The 18,431-nt window shown below is 68.6% G+C and carries 12 protein-coding genes; 11 read left to right on the top strand and 1 reads right to left on the bottom strand.

Going from position 1 to position 18,431, the window contains the following annotated elements:
• Positions 1 to 108: 108 nt before the first annotated feature.
• The 10 genes from AC1RLW_RS08075 (at position 109) to cydX (ending at position 12,448) form a co-directional block, all read left to right on the top strand.
• On the top strand, positions 109 to 858 hold the full coding sequence (locus tag AC1RLW_RS08075; protein WP_493192703.1) for an electron transfer flavoprotein subunit beta/FixA family protein: 750 nt from the start codon (positions 109 to 111) through the stop codon (positions 856 to 858).
• A gap of 13 nt (positions 859 to 871) precedes the next feature.
• Complete coding sequence (locus AC1RLW_RS08070) at positions 872 to 1,804, top strand: electron transfer flavoprotein subunit alpha/FixB family protein (RefSeq protein WP_493192702.1); 933 nt, start codon at positions 872 to 874, stop codon at positions 1,802 to 1,804.
• A gap of 87 nt (positions 1,805 to 1,891) precedes the next feature.
• Entirely contained in the window at positions 1,892 to 3,682 is a 1,791-nt protein-coding gene (locus tag AC1RLW_RS08065; protein ID WP_062482680.1) for an acyl-CoA dehydrogenase, read from the top strand.
• Positions 3,683 to 3,762: 80 nt separating this feature from the next.
• Positions 3,763 to 4,725: an NAD(P)H-dependent flavin oxidoreductase gene (locus tag AC1RLW_RS08060; protein ID WP_062482679.1), complete on the top strand. Its 963-nt coding sequence runs from the start codon at positions 3,763 to 3,765 to the stop codon at positions 4,723 to 4,725.
• A 74-nt stretch (positions 4,726 to 4,799) separates the two neighbouring features.
• Positions 4,800 to 5,894 (top strand): acyltransferase family protein, encoded by a 1,095-nt coding sequence (locus AC1RLW_RS08055; RefSeq protein WP_493192701.1) that lies wholly within the window; start codon positions 4,800 to 4,802, stop codon positions 5,892 to 5,894.
• Positions 5,895 to 6,050: 156 nt separating this feature from the next.
• Entirely contained in the window at positions 6,051 to 7,748 is a 1,698-nt protein-coding gene (cydD, locus tag AC1RLW_RS08050) for a thiol reductant ABC exporter subunit CydD (RefSeq protein WP_493192700.1), read from the top strand.
• Positions 7,745 to 9,457: a thiol reductant ABC exporter subunit CydC gene (gene cydC / locus AC1RLW_RS08045; protein WP_493192699.1), complete on the top strand. Its 1,713-nt coding sequence runs from the start codon at positions 7,745 to 7,747 to the stop codon at positions 9,455 to 9,457. The genes cydD and cydC overlap by 4 nt, the downstream gene beginning before the upstream one ends.
• A 52-nt stretch (positions 9,458 to 9,509) precedes the next feature.
• Positions 9,510 to 11,129, top strand: a complete 1,620-nt coding sequence (locus tag AC1RLW_RS08040; RefSeq protein ID WP_095744809.1) for a cytochrome ubiquinol oxidase subunit I — start codon at positions 9,510 to 9,512, stop codon at positions 11,127 to 11,129.
• A complete protein-coding gene (gene cydB / locus AC1RLW_RS08035) occupies positions 11,126 to 12,280 on the top strand; it encodes a cytochrome d ubiquinol oxidase subunit II (protein ID WP_062475791.1) in 1,155 nt (384 codons plus the stop codon). The genes AC1RLW_RS08040 and cydB overlap by 4 nt, the downstream gene beginning before the upstream one ends.
• 18 nt (positions 12,281 to 12,298) lie before the next feature.
• Positions 12,299 to 12,448: a cytochrome bd-I oxidase subunit CydX gene (gene cydX, locus AC1RLW_RS08030; protein WP_062475789.1), complete on the top strand. Its 150-nt coding sequence runs from the start codon at positions 12,299 to 12,301 to the stop codon at positions 12,446 to 12,448.
• Between the two features lie 51 nt (positions 12,449 to 12,499).
• On the opposite strand, the gene AC1RLW_RS08025 is transcribed toward cydX, so the two are convergent.
• Positions 12,500 to 13,090: a GbsR/MarR family transcriptional regulator gene (locus AC1RLW_RS08025; protein WP_307694085.1), complete on the bottom strand. Its 591-nt coding sequence runs from the start codon at positions 13,088 to 13,090 to the stop codon at positions 12,500 to 12,502.
• Positions 13,091 to 13,276: 186 nt separating this feature from the next.
• Between AC1RLW_RS08025 and AC1RLW_RS08020 the strand changes: the two genes are divergently transcribed.
• Entirely contained in the window at positions 13,277 to 18,427 is a 5,151-nt protein-coding gene (locus AC1RLW_RS08020) for an autotransporter outer membrane beta-barrel domain-containing protein (protein WP_493192698.1), read from the top strand.
• Positions 18,428 to 18,431: the final 4 nt, after the last annotated feature.

Genomic DNA, 18,431 nt, shown 5'->3' with positions numbered 1-18,431 from the left:
TGGCCCTCGAGGCCGACAAGAAGAATGGAGAGGCAGCCAAGGCCGGCGTCCTAAAATGGCAGGCTGCTCTCGAAGCCCCCCTTTTTGCAATCCAATGGAGTCAAGTCAATGAAGGTTCTTGTGCCTGTCAAACGGGTCGTCGATTACAACGTGAAGGTGCGCGTCAAGAGCGACGGCACCGGGGTGGACATTGCCAACGTCAAGATGAGCATGAACCCCTTCGACGAGATCGCTGTCGAAGAGGCGGTTCGGCTGAAGGAAAAGGGCCTGGTCACGGAAGTGATCGCCGTCTCGTGCGGTGATGCCAAGTGCCAGGAAACCCTGCGCACCGCGATGGCCATCGGCGCGGACCGCGGCATCCTGGTCGAGGCCGCTGAAGAGCTGCAACCGCTGGCCGTGGCCAAGCTGCTCAAGGCGCTGGTCGACAAGGAACAGCCCCAGCTGATCATCCTGGGCAAGCAAGCCATCGATGACGACGCCAATCAAACGGGCCAGATGCTGGCTGCACTGGCCGACCTGCCGCAAGCCACCTTCGCCTCGAAGGTCGACCTGGCAGCCGACAAGGTCACCGTCGCACGCGAAGTCGACGGCGGCATGGAAACCCTGACGCTCACGCTGCCTGCGGTCATCACGACCGACCTGCGCCTGAACGAGCCGCGCTATGTGACGCTGCCCAACATCATGAAGGCCAAGAAGAAGCAGCTGGACACCTTCAAGCCGGAAGACCTGGGTGTGGACGTGAAGCCCCGCCTGAAGACCCTCAAGGTCAGCGAGCCCCCGAAGCGTGGCGCCGGCATCAAGGTGCCCGACGTTGCCACCCTGGTGGACAAGCTCAAGAACGAAGCCAAAGTGATCTGAGGAAGAAACGAACATGACCGCACTCGTCATTGCCGAACACGACCACGCCAGCATCAAGCCGGCCACCCTCAACACCGTAACTGCAGCCCTGGCTTGCGGTGGCGACGTCCACATCCTCGTGGCCGGTGCCAACGCAGCAGAAGCTGCCAAGGCTGCCGCGCAGATCGCCGGCGTGTCCAAGGTGATCGCTGCCGACAGCGCATCGCTGGCCGAGAACCTCGCCGAGAACGTCGCCGCACAAGTGCTGGCGATCGCCGGCAACTACAGCCACATCCTGTTCCCCTCGACCGCCAACGGCAAGAACGTCGCACCGCGCGTGGCCGCCAAGCTGGACGTGGCGCAGATCAGCGACATCACTTTGGTTGTCAGCCCGGATACGTTCGAGCGCCCGATCTACGCCGGCAACGCCATCGCCACCGTGCAGAGCACCGACGCCACCAAGGTGATCACGGTTCGCACGACCGGCTTCGACGCCGCAGCCGCCACCGGTGGCAGCGCGAGCGTTGAAACGGCTGAAGGCGTCGCCGACAGCGGCAAGAGCGCCTTCGTGGGCCGTGAAGTCACGAAGAGCGACCGCCCCGAACTGACGGCCGCCAAGATCATCGTCTCCGGTGGCCGGGCTCTCGGCAGCGCCGAGAAGTTCAACGAAGTGATGACGCCGCTGGCCGACAAGCTCAACGCCGGCCTGGGCGCCAGCCGCGCCGCCGTCGACGCAGGCTACGCGCCGAACGACTGGCAAGTGGGCCAGACCGGCAAGATCGTCGCGCCGCAGCTGTACATCGCTGCGGGCATCTCGGGCGCGATCCAGCACTTGGCCGGCATGAAGGACTCGAAGGTCATCGTCGCGATCAACAAGGACGAAGAAGCGCCGATCTTCTCGGTGGCCGACTACGGCCTCGTGGCCGACCTGTTCACGGCTGTGCCGGAACTCGTGAAGGCGCTCTGATCGCTTCAACGCATTGAGCCAGAAGGCATCGTTCGCGATGCCTTTTTTACATCTGCCGCCCCCCACCGCGGCCCCTGGAGAGAAGACATGAGCTACACCGCCCCCCTCAAGGACATGCTGTTCGACATCGAACACCTGGCCAACATCGGCGAGATCGCCAAGCTGCCCGGCTTTGAAGACGCCGGCCTCGAAACCGCACAGGCCGTGCTCGAAGAGTGCGCGCGCTTCAACCAGGACGTGGTGGCGCCGCTGAACGTCGAAGGCGACCGCAACCCCTCGTCGTTCAAGGACGGCGAAGTCACCACCAGCAAGGGCTTCAAGGACGCCTTCGCGCAGTACGTGTCGGGCGGCTGGCAGGGCCTTCAGCATCCGGCGGACTTCGGCGGCCAGGGCCTGCCCAAGACCATCGGTGCGGCCTGCGGCGAAATGCTCAACTCGGCCAACATGAGCTTCGCGCTGTGCCCGCTGCTGAGCGACGGCGCCATCGAGGCGCTGCTCACCGCCGGCTCCGACGAGCTCAAGGCCGTGTACCTCGAGAAGCTCGTGAGCGGCCAGTGGACCGGCACGATGAACCTCACCGAGCCGCAGGCCGGCAGCGACCTGGCCATGGTGCGCAGCCGCGCCGAGCCGCAGCCCGACGGCACCTACAAGGTGTTCGGCACCAAGATCTTCATCACCTACGGTGAGCACGACATGGCCGAGAACATCGTGCACCTCGTGCTGGCCCGCGTGACCGGAGCGCCCGAGGGCGTGAAGGGCATCAGCCTGTTCGTGGTGCCGAAGTTCATGGTCAACGCCGACGGTTCGCTCGGTGCGCGCAACGACGTGCACTGCGTGAGCATCGAGCACAAGATGGGCATCAAGGCCTCGCCGACCGCCGTGCTGCAGTACGGCGACCACGGCGGCGCGGTGGGTTACCTCGTGGGCCAGGAAAACCGCGGCCTCGAGTACATGTTCATCATGATGAACTCGGCCCGCTACGCCGTGGGCATGCAGGGCATCGCGATCGCCGAGCGCGCCTACCAGCACGCCGTCGCCTACGCCAAGGACCGCGTGCAGAGCCGCCCGGTCGATGGCTCGATCAACGCCAGCGCACCCATCATTCACCACCCGGACGTGAAGCGCATGCTGATGACGATGCGTGCCTACACCGAAGGTTGCCGCGCGATGGCCTCGGTGGCCGCCGCCGCCTACGACGCCGCGCACCACCATCCCGACGCCGACGCGCGCAAGCAGAACCAGGCCTTCTACGAATTCATGGTGCCACTCGTGAAGGGCTACAGCACCGAGATGAGCCTCGAAGTGACCTCGCTGGGCGTGCAGGTGCACGGCGGCATGGGCTTCATCGAGGAGACCGGCGCAGCGCAGTACTACCGCGACGCGAAGATCCTCACGATCTACGAAGGCACCACCGCGATCCAGGCCAACGACCTCGTGGGCCGCAAGACCGCACGCGACGGCGGCCAGACCGCCAAGGCGATCGCCGCGCAGATCGAGAAGACCGAGGCCGAGCTCGCCAAGAGCGACAGCGCTGCAGCTGCTGCCGTCCTCAAGCGCCTGACCGCCGCGCGCCTGGCGTTCATCGACGTGGTCGATTTCGTTGCCGGCCAGACCAAGGCTTCGCCGAACGCCGTGTTCTCGGGCAGCGTGCCGTACCTCATGCTCGCGGGCAACCTGGTGGCCGGCTGGCAGTTGGCGCGCTCGCTGATCGTGGCGCAGGACCAGGCCTCGCACAACGTCGACGTCGCCTTCATGCAAGCCAAGATCGCCACCGCGCGCTTCTACGCCGAGCACATCCTGAACAAGGTGCCGGGCATCCGCGACAGCATCGTCGAAGGCGCCGAGAGCGTCACGGCGCTGGCGCTCGAAGCGTTCTGACGCGCACGCCGCTGTCGCCGATCTGACGGGCGGCAGCGGCCCCTTGCTCTTATAAAACCGAACCCCTTCCCGGAGACGACATGTCCAAGCTGCCTTCTGTTCTCGCGAACCTCCCGCTGCCGATCATCGGCTCGCCGCTGTTCATCATCAGCAACCCCAAGCTCGTGATCGCGCAATGCAAGGCCGGCGTGGTCGGCTCGATGCCGGCGCTCAACGCCCGCCCGGCCGCCCAGCTCGAAGAGTGGTTGATCGAGATCACCGAGGAGCTGGCGGCCTACAACAAGGCCAACCCGGACAAGCCGGCCGCGCCCTTCGCCATCAACCAGATCGTGCACAAGAGCAACGACCGCCTGGAGCACGACATGGAGATGGTCGTGAAGTACAAGGTGCCGATCGTGATCACCTCGCTGGGCGCGCGCACCGACGTGAACGACGCGGTGCACAGCTACGGCGGCGTGACCTTGCACGACATCATCAACAACAAGTTCGCGCAGAAGGCGATCGAGAAGGGCGCCGACGGCATCATCGCCGTGGCGGCCGGTGCCGGCGGCCACGCAGGCGTGAAGAGCCCGTTCGCGCTGGTGCAGGAAATCCGCCAGTGGTTCGACGGCCCGATCGCGCTGTCGGGCTCCATCGCCTCCGGCGGTGCGGTGCTCGCGGCGCAGGCCATGGGCGCCGACTTTGCTTACATCGGCACCGCCTTCATCGCGACCGAAGAAGCGCGCGCGAGCGAGGAGTACAAGCAGGCCATCGTGGACGGCAACTCGGACGACATCGTCTACTCGAGCCTGTTCACCGGCGTGCACGGCAACTACCTGGCGCCCAGCATCGTCAAGGCCGGCATGGACCCGGCCAACCTGCCCGAAGGCGACGTGACGACCATGAACTTCGGCGGCGGCGAAGGCAGCAAGGCCAAGGCCTGGAAAGACATCTGGGGCTCGGGCCAGGGCATCGGCGCGATCACCGAAGTGGCGAGCGCAGGCGCCTTCATCGAGAAGCTCAAGCGCGAATACCAGGAAGCACGACAGCGATTGGCACTTTGAACGGTTCGCACGCACCGGCATCGACCTCCGCTGCGAGCGGTGGCGGCGGGGTTGTGCCCGCGCGGCAGGGGCGCATGCCGCTGCTCGACGTGGTCAAGGGCCTGGCCTGTGCGTTGATCGTCGGGCACCACCTCGCGCGCTACGGCCCGATGCCGGCCGGCGCGCAGGTGCTGGCGCCCGATTTCTTCGGCTGGCTGGCGAACGACGGCCGGCTCGCGGTGCAGGTCTTTCTCGTGATCGCCGGCTTTCTGGCCACGGCGAGCCTCGCGCCCGACGGCGTGCTGCGCGTGGACCGGCCGCTCTCGCGGATCTTCCAGCGCTATGGCCGGCTGGTCATGCCGTACCTGGCGGCGCTCACGGTCTGCGTGCTGGTGGCCGAGGTGGCGCGGCCATGGCTGGGTGAGGAGGTGGTGCCGGCCGAGCCGAGCCTCGGTCAGCTGCTGGCGCACGGGCTGCTGCTGCAGGATCTGCTGAACTACGAGTCGTTGTCGACCGGTGTCTGGTACGTGGCGATCGACTTCCAGCTCTTCGCGCTGGCGCTCGCACTGGTCGGGCTGCCCGCCGTGCTGCGACAACCCACTTCGGCCGCGCGCTGGGCGCCGGTGGCGCTGGTGTTCATCGTGGCCGTGGCGTCGCTCGCACTGTTCAACCGGCAGGCGCGGCTGGACGAAACGGCGTTCTATTTCTTCGGCGCCTACGGGCTCGGCATGCTGGCCTTCTGGGTCGGCCGCGCCACGCGCACCAGCACCTGGTGCAGCGCCGTCGCGCTGCTGGCGCTGGTGGGGGCGGGTGCGCTCGCCATCGACTGGCGCAGCCGCATCGCCATCGCGCTGGTGACTGCGCTGCTGATCGCGGTGGCACAGCGCCAGCGGTGGCTGTCGCCCGCCCACTGGCCCGCGGCGGCCGTGCCGCTGCAGCAGCTGGGGCGCATTTCGTACTCGCTGTTCCTGATCCATTTCCCGGTGCTGCTCGCCGTGAACGCGCTGGTGGCGGGCCTGGGGCCGCACGGGCCGTGGGTCGACCTGCTGGGCATGATCGCGACCTTCGGCCTGTCGGTGGGCGCGGCGGTGCTGCTGTACCGCGGGGTCGAAGCCCGGCCGGCGTCGCTGCGCAGCGTCTGCACACTTTTTGCCGCATTGCTCGTCAGCGGCCTCATCGTGTCGTACTGAAAGGCGCCGCACCCGCTGCGGTGCGGCCCTTTTTCTTCCCATTCCTTTGCAAATCTGTTGCCTTCGGGCTTCAGAGCGGGCAGTCTGCGCGAACTGCCCCTGTTGTGTATGATTGTGAATCTTTCAGTAAATACTGAAAATACACAAAATCAAGGAATGACAGAACCATCGCCGCCACGATCGCCGTTGAAGGCTTTCACGTCGCCCGACATCGGCAGCGTGGTGCAAGGCGTCGCGGCGCTCGCGTGGCTGCCGCAGGCGGCGCTGTTGGCGATGGCGGTCCAGGGACTGGCCAGCGGTGAAGGCATGGCGGCCGTGCTGTGGCCGGCGGTGGGCATCCTCTTGCTCGGCCTGCTGCGCGCGGGCTGCGAAGCCTGGGGCGTGCGCCGCACCTTCGGGCGCGCGAGGGCGCAGTTGACGGCCTTGCGTGCGCAGACCGCGTCCGCATTGGCGGCCGGTTCGCCGCTGGACCGCGAACGCGCGCCCTCCGGTCTCGCGGCCAGCGTGCTCGCCGAACAGGCCGAGGCGCTGGTGCCGTACCTCGTGCGCTACCAGCCCGCGCGCTGGCGCGCGACGGTGGTGCCGCTCTTCCTGCTCGCCGCAGTGGCCTGGTTCTCGTGGGCCGCGGCGCTGGTGCTGCTGGTGGCGGCGCCGCTGATTCCGATCTTCATGGCCATCGTCGGCTGGCGCGCCAAGGCGGCCAGCGAGGCGCAGATGGTCGAGATGGGCGGCATGAACGCCTTCCTGCTCGACCGCCTGCGCGGCCTGGCCACGCTGCGCGCGCTCGACGCGGTCGACGCCACGGCCGACCGGCTCGGCGCCTCCGCGCAGTCGCTGCGCCAGCGCACGATGGCGGTGCTGCGCATCGCGTTCCTGTCGTCCGCTGTGCTGGAGTTGTTCTCCGCGCTGGGCGTGGCGCTGGTCGCGGTCTACATCGGTTTCCACCTGCTGGGTTCACTTGGTTTCGGCGCCTGGGGCCAGCAGCTCAGCCTGGGCGAAGGCCTGTTCGTGCTGTTGCTGGCGCCGGCCTTCTTCGAGCCGCTGCGCGAGCTGTCGGCGGTCTGGCACGACCGCGCGGCCGGCGAGGCGGCGCTGAAGGCGCTCGATGACCTGCAAGGCGGCGCGCTGCCATTGCCCGGCGCGGGTGTCGCGGTCACGCGCGCAGCGACCGGTGCCGCCGGCGCGGGCGCCGCACCGGCCGTGACGGTCCACGGGCTGCATTTCTCCTGGCCCGGCGAGTCGACGCCGCTCTTCGATGGCTATGAATTGCGCATCGGCGCCGGCGAGCACATCGCGCTGGCCGGCCCGAGCGGATCGGGCAAGACCGCGCTGCTCTCGCTGCTGGCCGGGCTGATGCCGGCCACGCGCGGCGAGATCGCCATCGGCGGTGTGCCGCTCACCGAACACACGGCCGCCACATTGCGCCAGCGCACGGCGTGGATGGGGCAGAAGCCCCACGTCTTCGCCGGATCGGTCGAAGCCAACGTGGCGCTGGGCCGTGCCGACATCGGCACGCCCGAGGTGGCCGAGGCGATGCGTTTCGCGGCGCTCGACGACGTGGCGCAGGCCCATCCCGGCACCGCGCTGGGCGAGGGCGGCAGCGGCCTGTCGGGCGGCGAGGCCGTGCGGCTGGCGCTGGCGCGCGTCGCGGTGCATCCGCATGCCGACCTGATCCTGGCCGACGAGCCCACGGCCCACCTGGACACCGCCACCGCCGCGCGCGTGGCCGACGCACTGGTGGCGCTCGCCCGCGGCCGGACCTTGATCGTCTCGACCCACGACCCGGTGCTGGCCGCGCGCATGGACCGCACGGTGAGCCTCGGCCCCGAGCCGCCGGTGGAGAAGGCCGCATGAGCAATCACGCGACCCGTTCCCCCCGCTGGCGCGACCTGCGCCTCGTGCTGCGTCCCTTCCTCGCGACCCAGCCGCGCGCCTTGCTGCTGGGCTGCCTGCTGGCCGCTGTCACCGTGCTCGTGGGCATGGCACTGCTGGGCCTGTCGGGCTGGTTCATCACCGCGACCGCGCTCGCGGGCCTGCATGCGGCCACCGCCTTCACCTTCGATGTCTTCATGCCGTCGGCCGGCATCCGGCTGCTGGCGCTCGGGCGCACCGGGTCGCGCTACGGCGAACGGCTCGTCACGCACGACGCCACCTTCGCCGTGCTCGCCGAGCTGCGCGTGCGGTTGTTCCGCGGCTGGGCACGCCCCGAGGCCGCGCGCGACCTGCTGATGCGGCCGGCGCGGCTGCTGTTCCGCCTCACGTCCGACATCGACGCGCTCGAGTCGCTCTACCTGCGCCTGTTCGTGCCTGCTGCTGCGGCGCTCGGCGCGGCGCTGCTGGCGGGCATCGTGCTCGGCTTCATGCATGTGGGGATGGGCGCGGCGATCGCGCTCTGGCTCTGCGCCGTCGGCTGGGGGTTGGCGTTCCTCATCGCACGGCGTGCGCGGCAGCCGGCCCGGCAGCGCGCGCATGCCGTGGAAGCGCTGCGCGCGCGCGCCGTCGACCTGGTCGCAGGCCAGGCGGACCTCGCGATGGCGGGCCGGCTCGACGCCCAGCGCGCCGCGCTGATGAATGCCGACGCGCACCTCGCGCAGGCCGATCTCGCACTGAACAAGCTCGAAGCCGCGGCCGGCTTCGCCTACGGCAGCGCGGGCACGCTGACGTTGGTCGGCGTGCTGTTGGCTGTCGGCGCGCTGGTGAGCGAGGGCGTCATCGGCGCACCCGGCGCGGCGCTCGCACTGCTGATCGCGCTCACTGCCACTGAACCGTTCGCGGCGCTGCGGCGTGGCGCGCTCGATGCCGGGCGCACCTGGCTGGCCGTGCGCCGGTTGGCACCACGGCTGGACCCGTCGGTGGAAGAGGGCGCGCGCCCCTCTCGCACCGCGCAGACGGCGGCCGTGCAGGTCGACCAGCTCACCGTCATGCATCCTGGCAGCCTCGTCGAAGTGCTCAGCGGCGTGTCGCTGCACCTGAACGCGGGCGAGCGTGTTGCGCTGATCGGCGCCAGCGGCGCGGGCAAGTCCACGCTGCTCTCCGTGATTGCCGGCGACCTCACGCCACGCGCCGGCCAGGTGCAAGCGCAGCCGGCCTGCCTGCTGACCCAGCGCACCGAACTCTTCCAGGACAGCCTGCGCGACAACCTGCGCCTGGCCGATCCGCAAGCGAGCGACGAGCGCCTCTGGTCCGTGCTGCACGCCGCTGGCCTCGACGCCGATGTGCGCGCGCTGGCCACCGGCCTCGACACGCGCCTGGGCGAAGGCGGCCTCGGCCTCTCGGGCGGGCAGTCGCGCCGGCTCGCGCTCGCGCGGCTGCTGCTGCGGCCCGTGCCGCTGTGGCTGCTCGACGAACCGACCGAGGCGCTCGACGCCGCCACCGCGCACGACGTGCTGCAGCGCCTGGCGCAGCAGGCCGGCCCGCGCACGCTGCTGATCGCCACGCACCTGCGCCGCGAAGCCGCGTTGGCCGACCGCCTCGTGTGCATGGCGCAGGGCCGCATCGTCGCCGACCTGCGCCGTGGCACGGAGGCCTTCGAGGCCGCGCTGCGCAGCCTGCGCCCCGATTGATGAGTTGACCGACCGAGCAACGAACGAACAGAGAACACATAAAGGAAGCCCCATGGACCTTGACATCGTCGCGCTCTCGCGCCTGCAGTTCGCCGTGACGGCGCTGTACCACTTCCTGTTCGTGCCGCTCACGCTCGGACTGTCGATCATCCTGGCCATCATGGAGACGGTCTACGTGATGACCGGGCGCGTCATCTGGCGCGACATGACCAAGTTCTGGGGCGTGCTGTTCGGCATCAACTTCGCGATGGGCGTGGCCACCGGCATCGTGATGGAGTTCCAGTTCGGCATGAACTGGAGCTACTACAGCCACTACGTCGGCGACATCTTCGGCGCGCCGCTGGCCATCGAAGGGCTCATGGCCTTCTTCATGGAAGCGACCTTCGTGGGCCTGTTCTTCTTCGGCTGGGACAAGCTCTCGAAGGTGGGCCACCTCACGGCCACCTGGGCCGTGGCCATCGGCTCCAACTTCTCGGCGCTGTGGATCCTCATTGCCAACGGCTGGATGCAGAACCCCGTGGGCGCGGCCTTCAACCCCGCGACCATGCGCATGGAGGTGACCGACTTCGCCGCCGTGCTGACCAACCCCGTGGCGCAGGCCAAGTTCGTGCACACCGTGTCGGCCGGCTATGTGTGCGCCGCGGTGTTCGTGCTCGGCGTGTCGGCGTGGTACCTGCTCAAGGGCCGCCACATCGAACTGGCCAAGCGCTCGATGACCGTGGCCGCGTCGTTCGGCCTGGCCGCCGCGCTGTCGGTGGCGGTGCTGGGCGACGAGAGCGGTTACCTCTCGGGCGAACACCAGAAGATGAAGCTGGCCGCCATCGAAGGCATGTGGGAGACGCAGCCCGCGCCCGCCGCCTTCACCGTGATCGGCTTCCCCGACCAGAAGGCGCGCGAGACGCACTACGCGATCCACATCCCGGCGGTGATGGGCCTGATCGGCACGCGCTCGCTCAACACCGTGATGCCCGGCATCGACGAGCTCGTGAAGCGCGCCGAAGCCCGCATCCGCGAGGGCCTGAAGGCCTACGACGCGCTGCAGAAGATCCGCGAGGCCGGCGGCACCGACAAGGTCACGCAGGGCGTGCGCGGCGACTTCGAGGACAACGGCATCAACATGGGCTACGCGCTGCTGCTCAAGCGCTACGTGGACGATCCGCGCCAGGCCACCGACGAGCAGATCGCCAAGGCCGCGTGGGACACCGTGCCGCAGGTGGCGCCGCTGTTCTGGCTGTTCCGCGTGATGGTGGGCATCGGCATGCTGCTGATCCTGCTGACGGGCACCTTCTTCGTGCTGTCGGCGCGCCGTGCGCTCGACCGCCACCGTTGGCTGCTGAAGGTCGCGGTGTGGGCGATTCCGCTGCCGTGGATCGCCATCGAATCCGGCTGGCTGGTGGCGGAGTTCGGCCGCCAGCCCTGGGTGATCGAGGGCGTGCTGCCGACCGCGGTGGCCGTGTCGAACCTGGGCGTGACGACCTTGCTGATCACGCTCGCGGGCTTCATCGCGATCTACACCACGCTGCTCATCATCGAGATGAAGCTGATGCTCAAGGCCATCCGCAAGGGCCCCGAGGTCGAGCATGCGCCCACCGAGGGCGATGCGCGCTCGCACATTCCACCGGCGCGTGCCGCCACGTCTTCCTCTTCTGCCTCGACCGGGAGCGCCGCATGATCCTCCACACACTCCTCGACTACGACACCCTGCGCTTCATCTGGTGGCTGCTGATCGGCGTGCTGCTGGTCGGCTTCGCGGTGACCGACGGCTTCGACCTGGGCGCCGGCATGCTGCTGCCCTTTGCCGCGCGCAACGACATCGAGCGGCGCGTGGTCATCAACAGCGTGGGCCCGGTGTGGGAGGGCAACCAGGTGTGGCTCATCCTGGGCGGCGGCGCCGTCTTCGCGGCCTGGCCGCAGCTGTACGCGGTGTCGTTCTCGGGCTTCTACCTGGCGATGTTCGTGATTTTGTCGGCGCTGATCTTGCGGCCGGTGGCCTTCAAGTTCCGCAGCAAGCGCGAGTCGCCGCAGTGGCGCGCGCGCTGGGACGGCGTGCTGTTCTTCAGCGGCTTCGTGCCCGCGCTGATCTGCGGCGTGGCCGTGGGCAACGTGCTGCAGGGCGTGCCGTTCCGCTTCGGCGCCGACATGCACATCTTCTACGACGGCAGTTTCTTCGGCCTGCTGAACCCCTTCGCCATCCTCTGCGGGCTGGTGTCGGTGGCGATGCTGGTGATGCACGGCGCGGCCTGGCTGCTGCTCAAGACCGCCGGGCCGGTGGCCGAGCGTGCACGCAGCTACGGCATGGTCGCGGCGGTGCTCACGCTCGTGTTCTACGCGCTGGCCGGCGTGTGGCTGGCCATGGGCATCGGCGGCTTTCGCATCAGCAGCGTGGTCGACGCGGTGGGCCCGTCGAACCCGATGCTCAAGACCGTCGAGCTGCATGCTGGCGCCTGGATGGGCAACTACGCGGCGCACCCCTGGACCATCGCCGCGCCGGCGGCGGGCTTCGTCGGCACGCTGGGCGCATTGCTCGGGCTGGTGCTGCGCCGGCCGGGATTCGCGCTGCTCACGGCGGCACTGGGCATCGCCGGCATCATCCTCAGCGTGGGCGCGTCGATGTTCCCGTTCATCCTGCCCTCGTCGATCGACCCGCGCGCCAGCCTCACGGTGTGGGATTCGTCGTCGAGCCACCTGACGCTGTTCATCATGCTGGTGGTCACCGCGATCTTCATCCCGATCATCGTGGCCTACACCACCTGGGTCTACCACGTGCTGTGGGGCAAGGTCGACGAGCAAGCCATCCGCGACGAGAGCGGACACGCCTACTGAAACGGGAAGGAAAAAGACATGTGGTACTTCGCCTGGATCCTCGGCCTGCCGCTGGCCGCCGCCTTCGCCGTGCTCAACGCCATGTGGTACGAGCTGATGGACGACGAGGCCATCCGCAAGGAAAAGCTCGGCACGCCGGAAACCCCGCAGGGGCAGGAACGGCTGTGAGGGCTGCGAAGGCGTAGCCCTTCGCCCGTTTCCTTCGCCTCGCCGCGCGACTCAGCTGTCGCCCGCGGGGCCCTTGCTCTTCTTCGACGCACCGCCCGTGAGGCGGTCCTTGAGCGTCAGCACCTTCGTCACCGTCGCGCCCATGCCCATGAGCTGCATGGCGGTCTCGGGCGCCAGGCGCTGTACGTCGTCGAACCACTTCATCAGCCGGTCGATCAGGTCGTGCATCTCGCGCATGCGGGCCTGTGCGTGGCGTTCGGCGTCGCTGGTGGGCGATTCGAGCAGCGCGTTGCGCAGCATCGAGAGCGTGGGCTCGATCTCGCGGCGCCGGCGTTCCTCGGCCAGCACGCGGAAGATTTCCCACACGTCCTTCGGCGCCTCGAAGTACTCGCGCCGGTCGCCCGCGTGGTGGCGCAGGTGCACGAGGCGCCAGGCCTGCAGCTCCTTCAAACCCATGCTCACGTTGGAGCGCGAGAACTCCAGCATCTCGGCGATCTCGTCGGCATTGAGTGCGCGCTCCGACAGGAAGATCAGTGCGTAGATCTGGCCGACGGTGCGGTTGATGCCCCACTTGCTGCCCATCTCGCCGAAGTGGGCGACGAACTGGCGGTTGAGGGGAGGGAGGTCGGGTGCGGAAGCCATGCGGCAGATTGTCGCGCCGGATTGCTGGACGTACGGAAGTTTCCGAAAACCCAGCAAGGCGGCGGGGTGCATGAATAACTAGTTTCGGTGATGGGTGGGAAACAAATTATTTACAAAAATAAACGTTTACTGACGGTTTGCCCATTTCTGGTGCAGTCGGCCTCTCTTTTCAAGGTTTTTCTCCCCATGAACAAAGCACATCGCAGCCTCTGGAACTCGTCGTTGGGGGCCTGGGTGGCTGTTTCCGAACTCACGCGCGCACGCGGCAAGCTCGCGGGCGGTGTTGTGCTGGCGGCGGCGGGACTGCTGGCCGGGGTGGGCGCCGCAGCCGCAGTGCCGGACATCATGCTCAACACGTCCGACCGGGGGTGGCAGAGCGATGTCGATCCTCATGTGGTGGGGAACTACAACTACGTCACGGGCTCGGATTGCACTTCTGCCTGCAGAAATTACCGGTCGTACTTTGTCTTCAACGTACCGAACCTGTCCCTGGCGCCGGACCAGGTGATCACGGCGGCGTTTCAGTTCAATGCCTTCAGCCTGGGTGGCATACCGGCCGCAGGCACGGTGCTGCAATTCCACCGGTACACGGGCGACATTCCAGGGCTCTCCTCTCCCGGCGTCGACCTCGCGAGGTTCGACGAACTGGGAAGCGGCCTCGCCATCGGCCAAGCCGAGGTGTCGCCTTCGACGCCGAATTCCAGCGCGCTGACCGTGGCGCTCAATGACGCGGGCTTGGCCGCCATCCTGGCGGGGCAAGGCGGCCAAGTCGCCTGGGGCGGAAGCCTGGCGAGCGCGCTCGGGGGCTACACGTCGTACGTGGCTGGGTACTCGAGTGGCCTCCCGTCTGATGGCAACACGACCCTGCGCCTGACGCCGGTAACCTTGGCTGCCGGCACCTACTACTGGGACCTGGACGGCACATCGGCTGGCGCGGGCGGCAGCGCGCCATCGGGCGTGTGGGGCCGTACGAATGCGCAGCGCTTCTGGAACGTCGACGCGGGCGGAGTTGGCCCGACCGTGGCGTGGATCGACGGCTCGAGCGCCGTGTTCGCGGCGGGCAGCGATGCCACTGGCAGCTACACCGTGACCTTGGGCGACAACGTCACCGTTGCCGGTGTCACCTACCGCGGTGGTGCGAGCGGCAGCCAGCTGACCCTCACGCCTGGCGCGGGCTACAAGATCGGCCTGGGTGCTGGCAACAACGTGTTCGACGCCCAGGCCGCCACGCTGGCGGTGCGCGCGGAAATCACGGGTGGAGGAACCCTGGTCAAGGAGGGCGCGGGCACGCTGAGCCTTGAGGTTGCCAATACCTACACCGGCGGCACGACCCTCAACGCCGGCACCCTGGAGATCCGCGACAGCGGGAGCATCGTCGGCAACATTGCCAACAACGCCGCGCTGGTGTTCAACCGCAGCGCCGACACCACCTTCGCCGGCAACATCAGCGGCACCGGCAGCCTGCTGCAGAAGGGCGCGCGCAAGCTGACCCTGACCGGCGACAACACCTTCACGGGCACCACCACCGTCGTGGCCGGCAACATCCTGCAGATCGGCGCGGGCGGCACCACCGGCAGCATCACGGGGACCATCGCCAACGACGGCGACCTGGTCTTCGACCGCGCGGACAGCCTGAGCTACGCAGGCGTCATCAGCGGCTCCGGCACCCTGTCCAAGAACGGCACGGGTGTGCTGGAACTGACGGGCGCCAGCACCTACACCGGCGCGACCGAGGTCAACGCCGGCACGCTGCGCGTGAACAACACCACCGGCAGCGCCACGGGCACGAGCACGGTGCAGGTCAAGAACGGCGCCACGCTCAGCGGCGGCGGCAGCATCGCGGGCCAGGTCACCATCGCCAACGGCGCGACGCTCGCACCGGGCAGCAACCTCGGCACGCTGACCACGGGCATGCTGCGCTTCGACCCCGGTGCCTTCCTGAACTACGAGCTGGGCCAGGCGGGCACGGTAGGCGGTCCGCTCAATGACCTCGTCAAGGTCAACGGCGGCCTCGTGCTCGACGGCACGCTCAACGTGGCGCAATCGGCCGGCGGCACCTTCGGGCCCGGCCTGTACCGCCTGATCAGCTACACCGGTTCGCTGGTCGACAACGGCTTGAACATCGGCACAGCGCCCGCGGGCACGGCGGCCGGCGACCTGCACGTGCAGTCGTCGGTGCTGGGCGAGATCAACCTGATCAACAGCAAGGGCGTGTCGCTCGGCTTTTGGGACGGCGCGGGCGGCGACGCTTCCACCTACAACGACGGCACGATCAGCGGCGGCTCCGGCACCTGGCGCATCGGCAACTCCACCCTCAACGATCCGTCCGACAGCTGGACCGGCGCCAACGGCAAGACCAACACCGGCTGGAAGCAGAACCAGTTCGCGCTGTTCGGCGGCGCGGCCGGCACGGTCCGGGTGGACAACACGGGCGGCGCGATCAGCATCGATGGCGCGCAGTTCTCCACCAGCGGCTATGTCGTCAACGGCGACGCACTGACGCTGGGCAATGCCAACACCGTCATCAAGGTCGGCGACGGCACGGCCTCGGGGGCGCAGATGCAGGCCACCATCGCGTCGGTGCTGACCGGCGCGGGCGGCCTCACGAAGGACGACCTGGGCACGCTGGTCCTCCAGGGCGCCAACACCTACACCGGCGGAACGCTCGTGCGCGCCGGCACGCTGCAGGGCGACACCACCAGCCTGCGCGGCCCCATCGTCAACGACGCCCGGGTGGTCTTCGACCAGGTGGCCAGCAGCAGCTTCGCGGGCACGATGAGCGGCGCGGGCAGTCTGCGCAAGATCGGCGGCGGCGAGCTGCTGCTCAATTCGGCCAACAGCTACAAGGGTGGCACGCAGGTCGACGGCGGCACGTTGAATGTGGGCGCGACAGGCGCGGTGGGCACCGGCCCCGTGGGCGTGAGCAGTGGCGCCGGCCTGGTCTTCAGTGGCAGCGCGGACGCGGAAAACCTGCAGATCACGGCGGGCGCTGCCCAACCGGGCAACGGTGGCTTCGTCCAGTTCCAGGACAACGCCTCGGCCGGCCGCGCGACCCTGGTGGCGCATGCCGGTGGCTCGATCGACTTCCGCGGCAACGCAACCGCCGGCAACGCCACCATCGAGAACCGCGGCGGCCAGGTCACGGTCTGGTTCGACGCCAAGGCGGGCAAGGCCCACATCACCAACTTCGCCGGCGGCGCGACCAACCTCTGGGACGATGCCTCCGCCGAGCAGGCGACCATCGTCAACGAGGCTGGCGGGACGCTGGACATGCGCGACAACGCAACGGCCGCCCAGGCGAGCGTGGTGAACAAGGCGGGTGGCACGGTCTTCCTGTCCAAGCTCGGCACGCCGGGCACCTCCATCGGTTCGCTCGAAGGCGCAGGCCGGGTGCTGCTCGGCGCGAAGGCACTGACCACGGGCGCCCTGAACACCGACACCGAAATCTCGGGCGTGATCTCCGGCGTGGGCGGCTCGCTCGTCAAGGTAGGCACGGGCACGCTCACGTTGTCGGGCGAGAACACCCACACCGGCGGCACGGCGCTGCGCCAGGGCCGCCTGAACGTGGGCCACAACCAGGCGCTGGGCACCGGCACGCTCTCGATGGACGACGACACCACGCTGGGCTTCAGCGCGGACGGCCTGACGATCGCCAACACGATCAAGCTGACGGGCAACAACGACCCGGTCATCGACACCGGTGCGTTCAGCGGCACGCTGAGCGGTGCGATCAGCGGCGGCGGCTTCATCACCAAGCAGGGCACGGGCACGTTGACGCTGTCGGGCGCCAACACCTACACCGGTGCGACGAACGTGGCGCAGGGCACGTTGAAGGCCGGCGCGGCGAACACGCTGAGCGCGGCTTCTGCGCACAGCGTGGCCACAGGTGCCACGCTCGACCTAGCGGGCTTCAATCAGACCGTCGCGTCGCTGAAGAACAGCGGCACCGTGTCCCTGGCCGGCACGACCGCAGGCACGACGCTCACGGTCAAGGGCGCTTACGTCGGCACGAACGGCGTGCTGAAGCTGAGCACGACGCTCAACGGCACCGGCCCCTCGGACCGCCTCGTGCTCGACGGCCTCACCGCCGTCGCCAGCGGCAAGACCCAAGTGCAGATCAGCAACCTCGGCGGATTGGGTGCACTCACGAGCGGCAATGGCATCGAAGTCATCACCGCACAGAACAGCGCGACCACCACCGCGCAGACCACGAAGGACGCCTTCTCGCTGGCCGGCGGCCACGTCGACGCAGGCGCCTACGAGTACCGCCTGCATGCCGCCGATGCGAAGGGCGCGGGCGAGAGCTGGTACCTGCGCTCCACCACCGATGCGGTGGCGCCGGGCCAGCCGGTGGGCTTGCCCGTCGTCACTTACCGACCGGAGGCTGCGCTCTACGCCGCGCTGCCGGGCCAGCTGCGCCAGGGCAACCTCGCGATGCTGGGCGATGTGCGCAAGCGCGTGGGCGACGACGATGTGAAGGGCGCCGCGAGCACGCCGACGGGCTCCGACCGCCGCGCCTGGGCCCGCGTGCTCTCCACCGACATCGACATCCAGCAGGGCGGCACCGTCTCGCCCACCAGCAAGGGCCGCCTCACCGGCTTCCAGGCCGGTACCGACCTGCTCGCCACGCCGAACTGGCGCGCCGGTCTGTACGTCGGCCAGCTCGACGGCGATGCCCGCGTGAGCGGCTTTGCCAGCGGCATCCGCAACCTCGCGGTGGGCCGCAACGACCTGCGCAGCCAGTACGTCGGCGTGTACGGCACCTACACCGCCGACAGCGGCTTCTATGCCGATGCCGTGGTGCAGTCGGGCCGTCACCGCTACACGGTCGAGCCGATGCTCGGCGCGGGCGTGGGCGGCAAGGGGAACAGCCTGCTGGGCTCGATCGAAGTGGGTCAGTCCTTCGCGATCGGCGGCAGCGGCTGGCGCGTCGAGCCGCAGCTGCAGCTGATCCACCACCACATGGACCTGGGCAACTCGGCCATCGTCGGTGCCATCGCGCAGCCGCAGGCCGACAGCAGCTGGATCGCCCGCGCGGGCGTGCGGGTCAAGGGCCAGCTCGACACCGGCCTGGGCGTGCTGCAGCCCTACGGCCGCGTCAACATCTACAAGACCTCGAGCGGCACCGACATCGCACGCTTCGTGAACGGCGCGACCACGACCGACATCGTGGCACCGACCGGCGGCACCAGCACCGAACTCGCAGGCGGCTTCACGCTGGCGCTGAGCCAGGCGACCAGCCTCTACGGCGAAGTTGGCAAGCTGTGGTCCTCAGGTGGCGATGCCAAGGTGAAGAGCTCGATCAACGGATCGCTCGGCGTGCGGGTCAAGTGGTAGGCGG

The sequence above is a fragment of the Variovorax sp. GW822-FHT04A09 genome, from assembly GCF_058801005.1.
Note: the sequence above shows the minus strand (reverse complement) of the source record. Positions and strands in the feature narration are given on the sequence as shown.